This window comes from Protaetiibacter larvae (genome assembly GCF_008365275.1).
GTDB lineage: Bacteria > Actinomycetota > Actinomycetes > Actinomycetales > Microbacteriaceae > Homoserinibacter > Homoserinibacter larvae.
The window spans coordinates 898,732-915,555 of the sequence record NZ_CP043504.1; the positions used below are offsets into that span (position 1 = coordinate 898,732).

General features: G+C 70.7%; 16 protein-coding genes. 15 read left to right on the plus strand and 1 reads right to left on the minus strand.

Translation table 11 applies throughout. From position 1 onward, the window contains the following. Positions 1-12: 12 nt before the first annotated feature. Together FLP23_RS04200 and FLP23_RS04205 are read left to right on the plus strand one after the other, a co-directional pair. Complete coding sequence (locus FLP23_RS04200; RefSeq protein ID WP_149324706.1) at positions 13-429, plus strand: DUF4190 domain-containing protein; 417 nt, start codon at positions 13-15, stop codon at positions 427-429. Positions 430-523: 94 nt separating this feature from the next. Continuing rightward, a complete protein-coding gene (locus tag FLP23_RS04205; protein ID WP_149324707.1) occupies positions 524-997 on the plus strand; it encodes a hypothetical protein in 474 nt (157 codons plus the stop codon). A 57-nt stretch (positions 998-1,054) separates the two neighbouring features. Here FLP23_RS04205 and FLP23_RS04210 read toward each other — a convergent pair whose 3' ends face one another. After that, positions 1,055-2,230: a class I SAM-dependent methyltransferase gene (locus tag FLP23_RS04210; protein WP_149324708.1), complete on the minus strand. Its 1,176-nt coding sequence runs from the start codon at positions 2,228-2,230 to the stop codon at positions 1,055-1,057. Between the two features lie 203 nt (positions 2,231-2,433). Here FLP23_RS04210 and groES point away from each other — a divergent pair, with 203 nt between their 5' ends. The 13 genes from groES (at position 2,434) to FLP23_RS04275 (ending at position 16,822) form a co-directional block, all read left to right on the plus strand. Further along, positions 2,434-2,730, plus strand: coding sequence for a co-chaperone GroES (groES, locus tag FLP23_RS04215; RefSeq protein WP_149324709.1), 297 nt, complete (start codon positions 2,434-2,436; stop codon positions 2,728-2,730). Between the two features lie 175 nt (positions 2,731-2,905). Beyond that, on the plus strand, positions 2,906-3,847 hold the full coding sequence (gene rarD / locus FLP23_RS04220; protein WP_210413945.1) for an EamA family transporter RarD: 942 nt from the start codon (positions 2,906-2,908) through the stop codon (positions 3,845-3,847). A 56-nt stretch (positions 3,848-3,903) separates the two neighbouring features. After that, the gene (locus FLP23_RS04225; protein WP_149324710.1) at positions 3,904-5,172 is read left to right on the plus strand and encodes an ABC transporter substrate-binding protein; all 1,269 of its coding nucleotides are present in this window, start codon (positions 3,904-3,906) and stop codon (positions 5,170-5,172) included. Positions 5,173-5,400: 228 nt separating this feature from the next. After that, complete coding sequence (locus FLP23_RS04230; RefSeq protein WP_149324711.1) at positions 5,401-6,552, plus strand: branched-chain amino acid ABC transporter substrate-binding protein; 1,152 nt, start codon at positions 5,401-5,403, stop codon at positions 6,550-6,552. A gap of 148 nt (positions 6,553-6,700) precedes the next feature. Then, entirely contained in the window at positions 6,701-7,741 is a 1,041-nt protein-coding gene (locus FLP23_RS04235) for a branched-chain amino acid ABC transporter permease (RefSeq protein WP_149324712.1), read from the plus strand. Continuing rightward, a complete protein-coding gene (locus tag FLP23_RS04240; RefSeq protein ID WP_210413947.1) occupies positions 7,738-8,916 on the plus strand; it encodes a branched-chain amino acid ABC transporter permease in 1,179 nt (392 codons plus the stop codon). Before FLP23_RS04235 ends, FLP23_RS04240 begins: the two co-directional genes overlap by 4 nt. Further along, complete coding sequence (locus tag FLP23_RS04245; RefSeq protein ID WP_149324713.1) at positions 8,909-9,727, plus strand: ABC transporter ATP-binding protein; 819 nt, start codon at positions 8,909-8,911, stop codon at positions 9,725-9,727. The genes FLP23_RS04240 and FLP23_RS04245 overlap by 8 nt, the downstream gene beginning before the upstream one ends. Then, complete coding sequence (locus tag FLP23_RS04250) at positions 9,714-10,436, plus strand: ABC transporter ATP-binding protein (protein WP_149324714.1); 723 nt, start codon at positions 9,714-9,716, stop codon at positions 10,434-10,436. Before FLP23_RS04245 ends, FLP23_RS04250 begins: the two co-directional genes overlap by 14 nt. A 120-nt stretch (positions 10,437-10,556) precedes the next feature. Further along, the gene (gene guaB, locus FLP23_RS04255) at positions 10,557-12,059 is read left to right on the plus strand and encodes an IMP dehydrogenase (protein WP_149324715.1); all 1,503 of its coding nucleotides are present in this window, start codon (positions 10,557-10,559) and stop codon (positions 12,057-12,059) included. A 164-nt stretch (positions 12,060-12,223) separates the two neighbouring features. Continuing rightward, a complete protein-coding gene (locus tag FLP23_RS04260) occupies positions 12,224-13,183 on the plus strand; it encodes a type IV toxin-antitoxin system AbiEi family antitoxin domain-containing protein (protein ID WP_149324716.1) in 960 nt (319 codons plus the stop codon). An 82-nt stretch (positions 13,184-13,265) separates the two neighbouring features. Then, positions 13,266-14,387, plus strand: a complete 1,122-nt coding sequence (locus FLP23_RS04265; protein WP_149324717.1) for a GuaB3 family IMP dehydrogenase-related protein — start codon at positions 13,266-13,268, stop codon at positions 14,385-14,387. A gap of 97 nt (positions 14,388-14,484) precedes the next feature. After that, positions 14,485-16,173: a glycerol-3-phosphate dehydrogenase/oxidase gene (locus FLP23_RS04270; protein WP_210413949.1), complete on the plus strand. Its 1,689-nt coding sequence runs from the start codon at positions 14,485-14,487 to the stop codon at positions 16,171-16,173. 124 nt (positions 16,174-16,297) lie between these two features. After that, complete coding sequence (locus tag FLP23_RS04275) at positions 16,298-16,822, plus strand: cation:proton antiporter regulatory subunit (protein WP_149324718.1); 525 nt, start codon at positions 16,298-16,300, stop codon at positions 16,820-16,822. The last annotated feature ends 2 nt before the right edge of the window (positions 16,823-16,824 follow it).

A 16,824-nucleotide genomic window follows, 5' to 3' on the forward strand; every position in this document is an offset into this window, starting at 1 on the left:
GAAGGAGAGTGGATGAGCGACCCCGTGATCCCGACGGCAGACGAGCCGCCCGTGAACCCGTACGTGGCCGCGAATCCCGCCGTCGCGCCGCCTGCGCCGCTGGCGCCGCCCGCGCCGATGCCGGCACCTCCGGCACCCGGGCTCGTGCCGTACACGGTGCACGGCCCGGCCTACGCGAGCGCAGGGCGGACGAACACGCTCGCGATCCTGTCGCTCGTGTTCTCCCTCGGGGCGATCCTGGTCAGCTTCGCGGCGATCGCGGGCGTCGTGTGCGGCCACCTCGCGCTCGCGCAGATCAAGGCGCGCGGCGAGCGCGGCAGCGGTCTCGCGATCGCGGGACTCGTCGTGGGGTACCTGTTCATCGGCATCGCGATCGTCGGGATCGCGTTCTGGCTGTGGGTGCTCACCACGGCGGGCAGCTTGTTCTGAGCGGGAGCGTCGCAGCGCGCTGGCCGCGTGCGTTGACAGCTCACGGGCCCGCTGCGAGCATGGCGAGGTCACGCCGAGGCGAAGGAGCACGCACATGACCGACCCCACATCCACCCCGTCGGAGCCCGAGGAGGCGGTCGTTCCGCCGGTTCCGCCCGCCGCGGATGCCGCCGCTCCCGCCGCACCGGAGGCTCCCGCCGCACCGGCTGCCCCCGCTGCACCGGCTGCCCCGACGGTGAACCCCTACGCGACCACCACGCCCGCCGCGCCGTCCGCGGCCTACGCCCCCGCGGCGAAGGCGCCGGTGCTCAGCATCATCTCGCTCATCGCCGGCATCATCGGCATCGTCGGCAGCTTCATCGTCATCATCCCGGTGGTCGGCGGAGTGCTCCAGCTGTTCATCCCCGCGGCCGCGGTGGTGCTCGGCTTCATCGGCAAGGCGAAGGAGCCGGCGGCGAAGGGCTTCTGGATCACCGGCATCATCCTGGGCTTCATCGGCCTCGCGATCGGCATCGTCTCGATCATCGGCTGGCTCGGCCTGTTCGCGGTCGCGGGCAGCCGCTACTGAGGCGCCACGGCCGGGGCGGGGTGCGTCGCGCCCCGGCCCCCGTCCCGTCGGTGAACCTCACACCCGGTCGGCGAGGACCGCGCTGCGTCGCCCGCCGACGCGGGTGAGGATGAGGGTCGCCGACCCCGGTCCCGACAGGCCGAGCCTCGAACGCAGGGCGGCGGGGTCGACGTCGACGCCGCGCTTCTTGATCTCCAGGGCGCCGATGCCGCGCTCGCGCAGGGCGCCACGGAGCTTGCGCTCGTCCAGGGGCAGCGCCTCGCGCACCCGGAAGGCCTGACCGAACGGTGTCGCCGGCTCCGTGTCGCTCGTAATCCAGGCGATGGTCGGGTCGATCATGCGCCCTCCGAGCTGCCGGGCGAGTTCGCCGATGAGCCGCGCACGGATGACGGCGCCGTCCGGCTCGACGAGGTACTCGCCGAGCGGGCCCGGGTCGGCGTCGGGGCTATCGGCGGGCGCGGTGAGCTCCGCGGCTCGCCCGTCGCCGAGCAGCAGCGCGGCCCGGCCGACGCCGGCGCGCGCGACCGCGCCGCTCCACACCACGAGCTCGACGACCTCGCGGTCGACCGAGATCCATTGCGCCTCGCTCCCCTCGGGGATCAGTTCGCGATCGATCCCCGGGCCGAGCTTGACGCCGGTCGGCCGCTCCGCGGCGAGCGCGAACACCGCGCCCAGCGGCGGCGACCAGTCGGCGGGATCGCTGAGACGGCGTCCGCCTCCCCGGCGCGCGGGGTCCAGCCAGAGCCCCTCGATGCCGTCGAGCGGCAGCGCGAGGGCGTCGCCGTGCACGACGCGCGCGTCCGGGAACGGCGCGAGGTTGAACGCGGCGAGGGCAGCGGTCGTCTCGTCCTGCTCGACGGCGAGCACGCGGATGCCGAGGCTCGCGAGGGCGAGCGCGTCGGCGCCGATTCCGCAGCCGAGATCGGCGACGGAGGTGATGCCGGCCCGCGCGAAGCGGCCTGCGTGCTGGGCGGCGACCTGCAGGCGGGTGGCCTGCTCGAGCCCGTCGGCGGTGAACAGCATCCGGTCGGCGAAGGCGTGGAACTTGGCGCGCGCGCGGGTGCGCAGTCGCGCCTGGCTGAGCACCGCGGCCACGAGCACCGGGTCGTGGCCGGCCGCACGCAGTCGCGACACGAGACGCACGACGTCGGCACCCGCATCCACCGGCCCGACCCCCTCGAGCAGCCGCAGACCCTCCGGCGACAGCAGGGCGCGCAACTCCTCGGGCGTCATCTGCTCACCGTATCCCTGCCCAACGCTGCAGCGATGATCGGTGCACGTCCGAGATCACGCCCGCGCGTGCCGCGTCGCTGCAGCGTTGGGCAGTCGCCCCGGCTGGCAGTCGGATTGAATGAGTGCTAACTCAAGGCCTATAGTTGCTTTGGCACTCTCGAAGGGAGTGTGCCAAACCCTGAGTCTTCAGAAAGAGGTCACACGTGTCGGTCTCCATCAAGCCGCTCGAAGATCGCATCGTCATCAAGCAGGTCGAAGCCGAGCAGGTCACCGCGTCGGGTCTCGTGATCCCGGACACCGCCAAGGAGAAGCCGCAGGAGGGCGAGGTCGTCGCCGTCGGTCCCGGTCGCATCGACGACAACGGCAACCGCGTGCCCCTCGACGTCGCCGTCGGCGACAAGGTCATCTACTCGAAGTACGGCGGCACCGAGGTCAAGTTCGGTGGCGAGGACTACCTCGTGCTCTCCGCCCGCGACGTGCTGGCGGTCGTCGTCCGCTGATTTCTTGGCGCTGCGATGATCCGCAGCGCGTGCGCTCGTTCGGCCCCGCGCCAGGGCCCGAACGAGCGGACATCTCAGGTGGCGACTCGTCGACATCCTGCCGAAAGGCCCCGAGGCTCTGCCATCGGGGCCTTTCTCGTCACCCGGGGCTCGCACGCGCGGATAGCCTCGGGGGGTGACCGACCCGACGCCCGTCCCCGCCCGCCGCGTCGGAGGCCAGGGCATCGGCCTCGTTTTCTCGATCTCGGCCTACGGCGTCTGGGGGTTCCTGCCCGGCTTCTTCCTGCTGCTCGCCCCGGCGAGCCCGTGGGAGATCGTCGCCTTCCGCATCCTGATGTCGCTCGTGTTCTGCGCGATCCTGCTCACCGTCACCCGCGGTTGGCGAGCGTTCCTGGAGCTCGCGCGGCAGCCTCGCGTGCTCGGCGCGATGGCGCTCGCGGGCGTGCTGATCTACATCAACTGGCAGGTGTTCGTGCTCGCCACCCTCGGCGGCCACGTCGTGGAGGGTTCACTCGGCTACTTCATCAACCCGGTCATCACCGTCGCCCTCGGCGTGGTGCTGCTGCGTGAGCGGCTGCGGCCGCTGCAGTGGGTCGCGGTGGGCGTCTCGGTCATCGCGATCCTGGTGATCGCGCTCGGCTACGGCGCCTTCCCCTGGATCGCCCTCGCGCTCGCCCTCTCGTTCGGCTTCTACGGCTTCATCAAGAAGCGCGTGGGAGGGCAGGTGGATGCCGTGAGCGGACTCACCCTCGAGACCGTGTGGCTCACCCCGGTGGCGATCGTGCAGCTCGTCGTCACGGGCGTGACCGTCGGACTCACCTTCGGCACCGTCAGCCCCGTCCACACCCTGCTCATGGTCGCGACGGGCGTCATCACGGCGACGCCGCTGCTGCTGTTCGCGGCGGCCGCCCGCCGCCTGCCGCTCGTGGCGCTCGGCCTCACCCAGTACCTCGCACCGATCCTGCAGTTCCTCACGGGCGTGTTCCTCCTGAACGAACCCATGCCGCTCGGGCGCTGGATCGGCTTCGCGCTCGTCTGGCTCTCCCTCGTGCTGCTCACGGTCGACATGGTGCGCGCGGCCCGCGCGAGCCGCCGCGCCTCCGTCCCCGTCGCCTGAGGTCGCGGTAGGGTCGCGGCGAACCGGCCCGACCGGACGACGAGGAAGGACCCCGGATGTCGCGCGAGCGCACGCCCCGCACCCGCCGCCTGCTCGCCGCCGCGGCTGTCGTCGCAGCCGCACTCGCGGGCTGCACGGCGGCCCCCATGCCGACCCCGTCGACGCCCACCCCGACGCCGACCTCGATCCCGCCGAGCGGCGACGGGGTTCTGCGGATCGGCACGCTCTTCCCCACCACGGGCGCCGCCGCGTTCCTCGGCGGGGCGCAGGTGGCCGGCGTCAACGCCGCCATCCGCGAGATCAACGCCGCGGGCGGCGTGTTCGGCAAGCCCGTCGAGGTGGTCAACCGCGATTCGGGCGATGCGAGCACCGAGACCGCGGAGGCCTCGTTCGCCGCGTTCCTCGAGAAGGGGGTGGATGTCGTCATCGGCCCCTCCTCGTCGGTGCTCGCGGAGCGCCTGCTGCCGAAGGCCGTCGAGGCGGGCATCCCGTTCATCTCCCCGGCCGCCACCTACCCGGGGCTCACGGAGGCGGATGCCGAGAACGTCTTCTCGCGCACCATCCCGAGCTACCCGCTCCAGGGTGTGCTGCTGGGATCGCTGCTGCCGGAGAGGAAGGCCGAGCAGGTGGCGCTCGTCGCCGCCGCCGACGGCGTCTCCGCATCGCTCGCGGCACCTCTCGAGGCGTCGCTCACGGCCAACGGCGGCGAACTGGTCGCCTCGGTCAGCGTCGCCGGCACGGCGGGGGTGGCCGCCGCCGTCGCCGAGGTCGTGAAGGCGAAGCCGGATGCCGTGGTGCTCGCCACCCCCGACAACGGCGAGCTCACCCTCGCCCTCATCACGGCGCTGAGCGCCGCGAAGCTCGGCGGCGGCGCACTCTGGCTGACCAGCCAGAACCTGGCCGACTACTCGCAGGCGCTCCCCGCCGGACTGCTGACGGGTGCCAACGGCGTGCTCGAGGGGGTGCAGCCCGACGACGCGTTCATCGCCCGGCTGCGGCAGGAGGATCCGGGTCTCGCGGAGGTGCGCTACGCCGCGGAGGCCTACGACGCGACCGTCATCGCGGCGCTCGCGGCGCTCGTCGCGGGCGACGACGGGGGCCGCTCGATCGCGCCGCAGGTGGCGAAGGCGACGCGTGACGGCATCCGCTGCACGAGCTTCGGGGAGTGCGCGGATGTGCTCGCCGACGAACCCGACATCGCCTACGAGGGAATCGCGGGTGCACTCCGCCTCGACGATGCGGGGGATCCGACGAGCGCCAGCTATGGACTCTTCGTCTACGACGCCGCGAACCGGTACGCGCGCCAGGGCTCAGCGGTCGGTTGACGACACCCCGTTACGGCGGGGGAGATGTCGTAGTGCCGCGGAAATCCGGGTGAAACAAACGTCCCGTACCGTCAGGGAATCACACGCGCTCTAGTAGTGTCTCTGCAACATCGGCGCCCGCGGGAGGCGACTCCCGAAAGCCGGTGGATCGGACCCGAGACCCGTCCCGGCGCCCGGAGCGAAGTGCAAGCAAGATCCAACACACAGCCACATTGAAAGGTGAACCCCATGAAGGGATTCAAGAAGGCTTCGATCGTCGCGGCGATCGGTGTCTCCGCGGCACTCATCCTGACCGCTTGCGGTACCACGGGCGGTGACGGCGGCGGCGGCGACGGCGGCAAGAGCGGCGAGACGTTCAAGATCGCGTACCAGGGTCCGCTCTCCGGCGACAACGCCGCCTACGGCACCTACGCGACCGCCGGCATCGAGGTCGCCCTCGCCGACTACAAGAAGGCCTACCCGGACGGCCCCAACGTGGAGGTCGTCTACGGCGACTCCCAGGGCGACCCGGCACAGGCTCCCGCCATCGCCACCGACTTCATCAACGACGAGGCCCTCCTCGGTGTCACGGGCCCCGCCTTCTCGGGTGAGACCAACGCGACCGGCCCGGCCTACGCCGAAGCCGGCCTCGTGACGGTGTCGATGTCGGCCACCAACCCGACCCTCTCCGAGAACGGCTGGGCGACCTTCCACCGCGTCGTCGCGCCCGACTCGGCGCAGGGCCCGGCGGCCGCCGCGCTCATGACGAACACCCTCGGCTACACGAAGGTCTACCTCGTCGACGACTCGAGCGACTACGGCGTGGGCCTGGGCGACCAGATCAAGGCCACCCTGGGCGACGTCCTCATCGGCTCGGACAAGGTGCAGGTCGGCGACACCGACTTCTCCGCCACCGTGACCAAGGTCAAGGACTCGGGCGCCGAGGCGATCTACTACGCGGGCTACGCCCCGGAGGCCGCCCTCTTCCTGAAGCAGCTCCGTGACGGCGGCTACGAGGGCGTGTTCCTCTCGGGCGACGGCACGGTCGACGCGGCGTTCCTCACCGCGGGCGACTTCACCGAGGGCTCGATCCTCACCTTCCCCGGCATCCTCGACGCGGGTGACGAGTTCACCGCCAAGTGGGAGGCGCTCTCGGGCGACAAGGGCGAGATCGGCGCCTACACCCTCGAGGCGTACGACGCCGCGTGGGTGCTGCTCTCCGGCATCGGCGAGGGCAACACCACCCGTGCCGACCTGCTCAAGTGGGTCAACGCGTACGACGCGGACGGCCTGACCAAGCACATCAAGTTCACCTCCACCGGTGAGATCGATGGCGCGTCGGGCGTCTACTACTACACGGTCGAGGGCGGCAAGACCGTCCTCGGAGGACCGGCCGAGTGATCCCCGGGGGTGCCGGAGCCTGAGAGCTCCGGCACCCCCACCACTCTCACTCGCGGTGCGATGGGGCACGTCGGAGTCCCCCGCATCGCGGAGCCGCCTCGATCCCGCTCGGACCCCGAGCCCTGCACCGTGTAGGGAGCAACCCGTCTTGGATTTCTCGTTCCTCTTCAACAACTTCATCGAGCTGACCGTCACGGGCCTCGTACTCGGCTCGGTGTACGCGCTCATCGCGCTCGGCTACACGCTGGTCTACGGGGTTCTCCAGCTCATCAACTTCGCGCACGCCGACGTGTTCATGTGGGGCACCTTCGCCGTCGCGTGGGTGTTCATCCTCACCGGGGCGAACGGCAGCGGCACCCTGCTGCAGGCGCTGCCCTACCTGCTCCTCGCGCTCGTCGTCTCGGCGAGCGTCTCGGGCGGCCTCGCGATGCTCGTCGAGCGGGTCGCGTACCGGCGACTCGTGCGCAAACGGGCGCTCAGCTACATCATCCTGATCTCCGCGATCGGCGCCTCCTTCGTGCTCTCCGAGACGATGGGCATCCGCGACCGGATCGTCGAGGCGATCGACGGGGCGGTGAACGCGATCCTCGGGATCTTCGGCGGCCACGTCGATCTCGTCGGCATCCTGAGCGACTACACGGCTCGCGCTCGCGGCATCACGACGCTGCCGATGACCATCAAGCCCGAGACGATCCTCACGATCGGCAACTTCAACTTCCGCAACACCGATCTCACGATCATCCTCGCGGCGCTCATCATGATGGTGGCGCTCGACCAGTTCATCCGCCGCACCCGGCTCGGCCGGGAGATCCGCGCCGTCGCCCAGGATCCCGAGGCCGCCGCGCTCATGGGCTCCAACTCGACGAGCGTCATCAGCAAGACCTTCCTCATCGGCGGCATCATGGCGGGTGTCGCCGCCGTGCTGTACCAGATCAAGGTCGGATCGACCGCGTTCGACATCGGCGTCGTCCTCGGCATCAAGGCCTTCACGGCCGCCGTCCTCGGCGGTATCGGCAACCTCCGCGGAGCGCTCCTCGGCGGGCTGCTGCTCGGAATCACGGAGAACTACGGCTCGGCGCTCTTCGGCACCCAATGGAAGGACGTGGTGGCGTTCGCGCTGCTCGTGCTGATCCTGCTGGTGCGACCGACCGGACTCCTCGGGCAGACCCTGGGGAGGGCCCGCGCATGACCACCAGCTCGCGAGTCGCGACCTTCTTCGGCAACGTCGGCGACTGGATCTCGGACCGGCTCGAGCCGGTCGGGGCGGTCGCCCGGAAGCGGCCGGTCAAGATCCCGCTCATCATCGTCGGCGTGCTGCTCGTGTACGCCCTGCCGATCGTCAACCCGCCGCTCATCACGACCCCGAACAGCGACTTCCCGAACGTGCTGTTCACGGTCACGGTGTACGCGATCGTGGCCGTCGGCCTCAACATCGTGACCGGCTACGCGGGCCTGCTCGACCTCGGCTACGTGGGCTTCTATGCGACCGGCGCATACGTGGTGGGCCTGCTCACCGCGTACCACGCGGCGTGGCCGTTCCTGCTCGTGCTGCCCGTCGCGATGCTCGTCACCCTCGTGACCGGCGTGCTCCTCGGGGCGCCCACCCTGCGCGTCCGGGGCGACTACCTCGCGATCGTCACGATGGGCTTCGGCGAACTCATCCGCATCACGATCCGCAACACCGAGTGGCTGGGCGGCACGGCGGGCATCAAGGCGATCCCCTCGCCGCAGAGCATCGGGGCCCCCGACGGGCTGTTCCAGATCCCGCACCTGCACTGGGAGGGGCTGAACCCCCTCATCGACCTCGATCGTTCGACGAAGTTCCTGGTGTTCGGGGTGCTCGATGCGACGCCCTACTTCTGGCTCGCGCTCACCGCGCTCATCATCGTCATCCTCATCGAGCGGCTCGTGAAGAACAGCCGGGTGGGACGGATGTGGGAGGCGACCCGCGAAGACGAGGACGCCGCCGAGATCATGGGCGTGCCGACCTTCAAGTTCAAGCTGCTGGCCTTCGCCTCCGGCGCCTTCATCGGCGGCCTCGCGGGCGCGCTGTTCGCGGCGAAGTCCGGGTACATCAACCCGATCAGCTTCCCCGCGAACCTGTCGATCCTGTTCGTCGCGGCCGTCGTCATCGGCGGTTCCGGCAACCGCTGGGGCGCGATCATCGGTGCCGTCATCGTCGCGTACCTGCCCGAGCGGTTCCGCGAGCTCGAGGACTGGCGCCTGCTGTTCTTCGGCGCGGCGCTCGTGATCATCGTCAGCTTCCGGCCGCAGGGGCTGTTCCCCGCGTACAACTCGAGACGCGCCCGACGCGCCGCCCGACAAGCCGCCCGCGACGCGCGAGAGGAGGCCCCCGTTGTCTGACACCGCGACCCAGGCGCCCGCCACGGCGCAGCCGCTGCTCGACGTCGACCACGTCACCATCAAGTTCGGCGGCGTCGTCGCGCTCGACGACGTCTCCTTCGACATCAAGCCGGGCGAGATCCTGGGGCTCATCGGTCCCAACGGTGCCGGGAAGACGACCGCGTTCAACGTCATCACGGGCGTCTACCAGGCCACGAGCGGCACGGTCACCTTCGACGGCACGCGGCTCGCCAAGAAGAAGCGCTACCAGATCACCAAGCTGGGGATCGCGCGCACCTTCCAGAACATCCGCCTGTTCCCCTCCATGACGGCGCTCGACAACGTGCTCGTCGGTGCGGACGTGCACAGCAAGGTGGGCGTGCTGCGCGCGATCTTCCGCACGCCGTACTTCCGCCGCACGGAGCGGGAGTCGAAGGAGCTCGCACGCGAGCTGCTGACGTTCGTGGGCGTCGACGGGCGGGCGGAGGAGTTCTCCACCAACCTGTCCTACGGCGACCAGCGTCGACTCGAGATCGCCCGCGCGCTCGCCACCAAGCCGAAGCTCATCTGCCTCGACGAGCCGGCGGCGGGCTTCAACCCGGCGGAGAAGCAGCGGCTTATGCAGCTCATCCGCAACATCCGCGACGCGGGCAACACGGTGCTCCTCGTGGAGCACGACATGAAGCTCGTGATGGGGGTGTGCGACCGCATCGTGGTGCTCGAATTCGGCAAGAAGGTGGCCGAGGGCACCCCGGCCGAGATCCAGGCGAACCCGGTGGTCATCGCGGCCTACCTCGGCGCCGAAGAGGAGGACGTCGATGGCGCTTCTTGAGGTCGACGGCCTCTCCGTCAACTACGGGCACATCGAGGCGATCCGCGACATCACCTTCTCGGTCGAGGTCGGCACCATCACGACCCTCATCGGGGCCAACGGCGCCGGCAAGACCACGACCCTCAAGACCATCTCGGGCCTGCGGTCCGTGCGCAAGGGCCGGATCGTCTTCGACGGCAAAGACATCACGAACACCAAGCCCTACGAGCGGGTGAAGCTGGGCCTCACCCAGTCGCCCGAAGGGCGACGCTGCTTCCCCGGCATGACGGTGCGCGAGAACCTCGACATGGGCGCGCTGCTGCGCACCGACCGCCGAACGGGCGGCGTCAAGGAGGACATGGATCGGGTGTTCGGCCTGTTCCCGCGCCTCCTGGAGCGCGTCGACCAGTACGCCGGCACCATGTCGGGCGGCGAGCAGCAGATGCTCGCGATCGGGCGGGCGCTCATGGCGCGCCCGAAGCTCGTGCTGCTCGACGAGCCGTCGATGGGGCTCGCCCCGAAGCTCATCCGGCAGATCTTCTCGATCATCGACGAGATCAAGGAGCAGGGCACGACGGTGCTGCTCGTCGAGCAGAACGCCAACCAGGCGCTCAAGCGCTCGGACGTCGCCCATGTGCTCGAGACGGGTGAGATCGTCCGCAGCGGCACCGGCCCGGAGCTCGCGGTCGATCCCGCGGTCAAGGCCGCGTATCTCGGCGGCGACGTCTAGCCGGTTTCCAGCCGGTACTCGGAATGCGCGGGGCTTGGTTCCGTTAACATCGAGTACCGGGCTCCGCCGTCGCAGCCGGGTGCGCATCCTGCTCTCAACATCCGGTACTGCGAGGACCCCATGGACAACAACGATCCGTTCGGATTCGTCGGACTCACCTACGACGACGTCATGCTGCTGCCGGGGCACACCGACGTGATCCCGAGCGAGGCCGACACCTCCTCGCGGCTGACCCGCAACATCCGGGTGCACGCGCCCCTGCTGTCGAGCGCGATGGACACCGTGACCGAGTCGCGCATGGCGATCGCGATGGCGCGTCAGGGCGGCATCGGGATCCTGCACCGCAACCTCTCCATCGAGGATCAGGCCACCCACGTCGACAAGGTGAAGCGCTCCGAGTCCGGCATGATCACCAACCCGGTGACGACGACGCCCGACGCGACCGTCGCCGAGGTGGATGCGCTGTGCGGGCAGTTCCGGGTGTCCGGCCTGCCGGTCGTCGAGGGCGACGGAACGCTCGTCGGCATCATCACCAACCGCGACATGCGCTTCGTCTCGCCGTTCGAGGCGGCGACGACGCTCGTGCGCGACGTCATGACGAAGGCCCCGCTCATCACGGCGCGCGAGGGCATCGACCCGGATGACGCGGTCGCGATCTTCGCGCAGCACAAGATCGAGAAGCTCCCGCTCGTCGACGAGGCGGGACGCCTGCGCGGGCTCATCACGGTGAAGGACTTCGAGAAGACCGAGAAATACCCCAACGCGACCAAGGACGACGAGGGCCGCCTGCGCGTCGGCGCGGCGATCGGCTTCTTCGGCGATGCCTGGGATCGCGCGGGTGCGCTGCGCGATGCGGGTGTCGACGTCATCGTCGTCGACACCGCCAACGGCGACTCGGCGGGCGTGCTCGACATCATCCGCCGCCTCAAGGCCGACTCCGCGTTCGCGGGGATCGACGTCATCGGCGGCAACGTCGCGACCCGCTCGGGCGCGCAGGCGCTCATCGACGCCGGCGCGGATGCCGTGAAGGTGGGCGTGGGGCCCGGCTCGATCTGCACCACGCGCGTCGTCGCGGGCGTCGGCGTGCCCCAGGTGACCGCCGTCTACGAGGCCTCGCTCGCGGCGCGCGAGGTGGGCGTGCCGGTGATCGCGGACGGCGGGCTGCAGTACTCGGGCGACATCGCGAAGGCGCTCGTCGCGGGCGCCGACACGGTCATGCTCGGCTCGCTGCTCGCCGGCACCGACGAGTCGCCGGGAGACCTCGTGTACGTCGGCGGCAAGCAGTACAAGAACTACCGCGGCATGGGCTCGCTCGGTGCGCTCTCGGACCGCGGCAAGAAGACCTCCTATTCGCGCGACCGCTACTTCCAGGCGGATGTGCCGTCGGATGCGCAGCTGATCCCCGAGGGCATCGAGGGTCGCGTGGCGTACCGCGGCTCGCTCGGCGCGGTCGTCTACCAGCTCGTCGGGGGGCTCCGGCAGTCGATGTTCTACGTGGGCGCCCGCACCATCGACGAGCTCAAGCAGCGCGGCAAGTTCGTGCGGATCACCCCCGCCGGCCTGAAGGAATCCCACCCCCACGACATCCAGATGGTCGTGGAGGCCCCCAACTACTCCCGCTGACCTCGGGTCCGCTCGTGGCGCGGCTGGAGCCGTGACCCGGCGGCGAGGGTAACGCCTCCCGCCGCGCGGTCGTTTCGCCCTCCCCAGCCGCGGGGTCGCGCGAGGCGTCCACCGATCGGGCCGAGTCGGTCACGGGCTCGCGTCGCGGGAGTCATCGTGTCGGCATGACACGCTCCTTCGATCCCGAGTTCGACATCCTGTACGCCGACGAGGTCGCCCGCGCCGGCGACGATCCGCGCCGACTGCGGCGCCACTACGCCAGCGGGCACCTCATCCGCATCCGGCGCGGTGCGTACGTCGTCACGCCGCTGTGGGAGGCGGCCGACGAGCGGCAGCGCCACATCGCGCGCGTGCTCGCGGCCGCCCACGATGCCGTCCGTCCGTATGTGGCGGCCGGCATCTCGGCGGCCGCGGTGTGGGATGCGCCGGTGTTCATCCCGTTCGGTGCCGTCGTCGAGATTGTCGACGGGTACCGCGGCGGCGGCCGTTCCGAGCCGGGCGTCCGGCGCGCCACCGCTGCCGCCGAGTTCGCCTACCCGGTCCGGAGGATGGGGATCGACGTCACCGACGTCGCGCGCACGGCCATCGATCTCGCCACTCGATCCACGTTCCCCGCGGCGCTCGCCGCGATGGACTGGGCGATCTCGGCGGCGAACCCGGATGCGACGTCGGTCGCGGTCGTGCGTGACCGGTTGCGCGAGATGGGCGCGCGACCGGGGGCGCGCACCGCGTGGCGGGCTGCGGAATCGGCTGTCTCGAACTCGGGTTCAGGCGGGGAGTCATTCGGCCGCGGGGTCATCCACGATCTCGGTTTCGTCGATCCGGTGACGCAGCTCGAGCTTCGCGATGCGGAGGGCGCAATGTATGCGGACTACGCCTGGCCAGACGTGAAGGTGTTGGTGGAGTTCGACGGATTCGTGAAGTATCGCGATCCGCGTTTCAACCACGGCGATCCGCTCGAGAAGCTGCGGCGGGAGCGCGAGCGCGAAGCGCGGCTTCGCGCGCTGGGATGGACCGTCGTCCGGATCACCTGGGCCGATCTCCAGGATCCGCCGCGCCTCGCGCGGTTGCTCGCCACGGTGGGGGTGCCTCGTCGTCAGCTGTGGGTGCGGCGGGAGAAGTGACCTCGGGGCGGGAGGCGTTTCTCCCGCTGCCGTGGCGCGGCTCCAGCCGCGCCACGAGCAACGCAACAACTAGGGTGGAGCGGTGAGCGACATCGAGATCGGGCGGGCCAAGCGCGCGCGCCGCGCGTACGCATTCGACGACATCGCGATCGTGCCGAGCCGACGCACCCGTGACCCGCAGGATGTCAGCGTCAGCTGGACGATCGACGCGTTCACCTTCGACATCCCGGTGCTCGCGGCACCCATGGACTCGGTGGTCAGCCCCGAGACCGCGATCGCCATCGGGCGCCTGGGCGGCCTCGGCGTGCTCGACCTCGAGGGCGTGTGGACCCGCTACGAGGACCCGGAGGCGGTGCTCGGGGAGATCCGTTCGCTGCCGGCCGAGTCGGCGACCGCGCGCATGCAGGAGCTCTACGCGGAGCCGGTCAAGCCCGAGCTCATCAAGGCACGCCTCGCCGAGATCCGCGCCGCGGGCGTACCGGTCGCCGGCGCGCTCAGCCCGCAGCGCACCCAGGAGCACTACAAGACCGTCGTCGACGCCGGCGTCGACCTGTTCGTCATCCGCGGCACCACGGTGTCCGCCGAGCACGTCAGCAAGACGGTCGAGCCGCTCAACCTCAAGAAGTTCATCTACGAGCTCGACGTGCCGGTCATCGTCGGCGGCGCCGCCACCTACACGGCGGCACTTCACCTCATGCGCACGGGCGCCGCAGGCGTGCTCGTCGGCTTCGGCGGGGGCGCCGCATCCACCACCCGTACGAGCCTCGGCATCCACGCCCCCATGGCGACCGCGGTCGCGGATGTCGCCGGTGCGCGCCGGGACTACCTCGACGAGTCGGGCGGCCGTTACGTGCACGTCATCGCGGATGGCGGTCTCGGCACGAGCGGCGACATCGTGAAGGCGATCTCGGTGGGTGCGGACGCCGTGATGCTGGGCTCGACGCTGGCGCGTGCGAGCGAGGCGCCCGGTGGCGGTTGGCATTGGGGTGCCGAGGCGCACCACCCGGAGCTGCCGCGCGGCAACCGGGTGCAGGTCGGCACGATCGCTCCGCTCGAGCAGGTGCTGTTCGGCCCGTCAGCGCACCCGGATGGCCAGGTGAACCTCATCGGCGCGCTCAAGCGCTCGATGGCGACCACCGGCTACTCCGACCTGAAGGAGTTCCAGCGCGTCGAGGTGGTCGTCGCGCCGTACACCCGCAGCTGAGCCGCGGCGGGAGAACCGACCGCGCGGCGGGAGTCGTTTCCCCCGCCGTCGGGTCACGGCTCCAGCCGCGCCGTGAGCGCGCGCGTAGGGTGGAGGCGTGGGCGGACTGGGGCCGGATGGACGCGCGGCAGCGCTCGCGGCGTTGCGTGAACGAGAGCTCGACGTGCTCGTCATCGGCGGGGGGATCGTCGGGGCCGGCACAGCGCTCGACGCCGCGACGCGCGGACTGGCCACGGGCATCGTCGAGGCGCGCGACTGGGGCGCCGGAACGAGCAGCCGCAGCTCGAAACTCGTGCACGGCGGCATCCGCTACCTCGAGCAGCTCGACTTCCGCCTCGTGCGTGAGGCGCTCATCGAGCGCGGCCTGCTGCTGCAGCGCATCGCCCCGCACCTCGTGAAGCCCGTCAAGTTCCTCTACCCCGTGCGCGTGCCGCTCATCGAGCGGTTCTACATCGGCGCGGGGATGACGCTCTACGATCTGTTCTCCTGGACAGGCGGACGGCCCCCCGGCGTTCCGCACCACCGCCATCTCACCCGGCGGCAGCTCGCGAAGGCGGCCCCGGATCTGGCCCCCGACGCCTTCCGCGGCGGCCTCGTCTACTACGACGCACAGGTCGACGACGCCCGCTACGTCGCGAGCCTCGTGCGCACGGCGGCCGAGTACGGTGCGCACGCCGCGAGCCGAGTGCGGGTCGAGGGACTCATCCGCGAAGGCGCCCGCGTGGTCGGCGTCGAGGCGCTCGACCGCGAATCGGGGGAGACCTTCACGATCCGCGCGCGCCAGGTGGTCTCGGCGACCGGCGTCTGGACGGATGAGATCCAGGGGATGGCGGGGGTGCGCCCGTTCCGGGTGCGTGCCTCGAAGGGCGTGCACCTCGTGGTGCCGCGCGACCGCATCCGCGGCACGATCGGGCTGCTGCTGCGCACCGAGAAGAGCGTGCTGTTCCTCATCCCCTGGGGCAGGCACTGGCTCATCGGCACGACCGACACCGACTGGCACCTCGACCTCGCGCATCCGGCCGCGACCGCCGCCGACATCGACTACCTCCTCGCGCACATCAACACCGTGCTCGCGACCCCGCTCACCCGCGACGACGTCGAGGGCGTCTATGCGGGGCTGCGACCGCTGCTGGCCGGCGAGAGCGAGGAGACCAGCAAGCTCAGCCGCGAGCACATCGTGGCGACGCCGCTGCCCGGCCTCGTGGTCGTCGCGGGCGGCAAGTTCACGACGTACCGGGTGATGGCGAAGGACACCGTGGACGCGGTCGCGCGCGGGCTCGACCGCCCCACCCCCGTGAGCGTCACCGAGGACATCGGCCTCACGGGCGCCGAGGGCTATCGCGCCGCCTGGAATCGCCGGGGACGGATCGCGCGCCGCCACCGCATCCCGGTGGGCGCGGTCGGCCACCTGCTCAACCGCTACGGCACGCATGCCCGCGAGGTGCTGGCGCTCATCCGGGAGCGCCCGGAGCTCGCCGAGCTGCTGCCGGGCTCCGAGGACTACCTCATGGCCGAGGTCGTCTACGCGGCGAGCGCCGAGGGTGCGCTGCACCTGGATGACGTGCTCGCCCGCCGCACCCGGATGTCGATCGAGGCGTGGGATCGCGGCGTCTCGGCCGCCCCGGTCGCGGCGAGTCTGATGGCCGAGGTGCTCGGCTGGGACGAGGCGCGCATCGCTCACGAGACGGAGCGCTACACCGAGCGGGTGGCCGCCGAGCGCGCCAGCCAGCTCGAACACGACGACGCATCCGCCGAGCGCATCCGCCTCAAAGCCCGCGAGGTCTAGGCGCGGCTGGAGCCGCGACCCCGGGGCGGGAGAAACGCCCCCCGCCGCGGGGTCGCGGCTCCAGCCGCGCCATGGCAGCCGCCCGGATAGGGTGGAGGGGTAGCCGATTGATGGAGGAGCTGCCATGGTCGACGTCCGACGGGTCAAACTCCCCGGTGTGGGGATGCTCCACACCTTCGTCACGGATGACGGCGGCAAGGTGGGCGTCATCACCCATCGCTCGGGCGCATCCGACCTGATCTCGTTCGCCGATGCCGAAGACGGCGATGCCCGCAAGGTGTCGCTGCGGCTCGACGAGGACGAGGCGCACACCCTCGCGGAGCTGCTCGGCGGCACCCGGATCACCGAGTCGCTCAGCGGCCTCGACCAGGTGCCGGGGCTCTCGATCGACTGGTTCCACGTGGACTACGACCATCACATCGCCGGCCAGCCGCTCGGCTCGATGACCGGGCGCGGCCTCCCGGGGGTGACGGTCGTCGCGGTGGTGCGCGGCGACTCGGCCAACCCCGGGCCCGACGACGACTTCAAGGTGTTCCCCGGCGACACGCTCGTCGTGGCGGGGGCGCCCGAGAAGGTCGCGAAGGCGTTCCAGTTCTACCGCACGGGCGAGATCAAGTCGCGCTCGGGCGATGCGCCTCCCGGGGGGTGAGC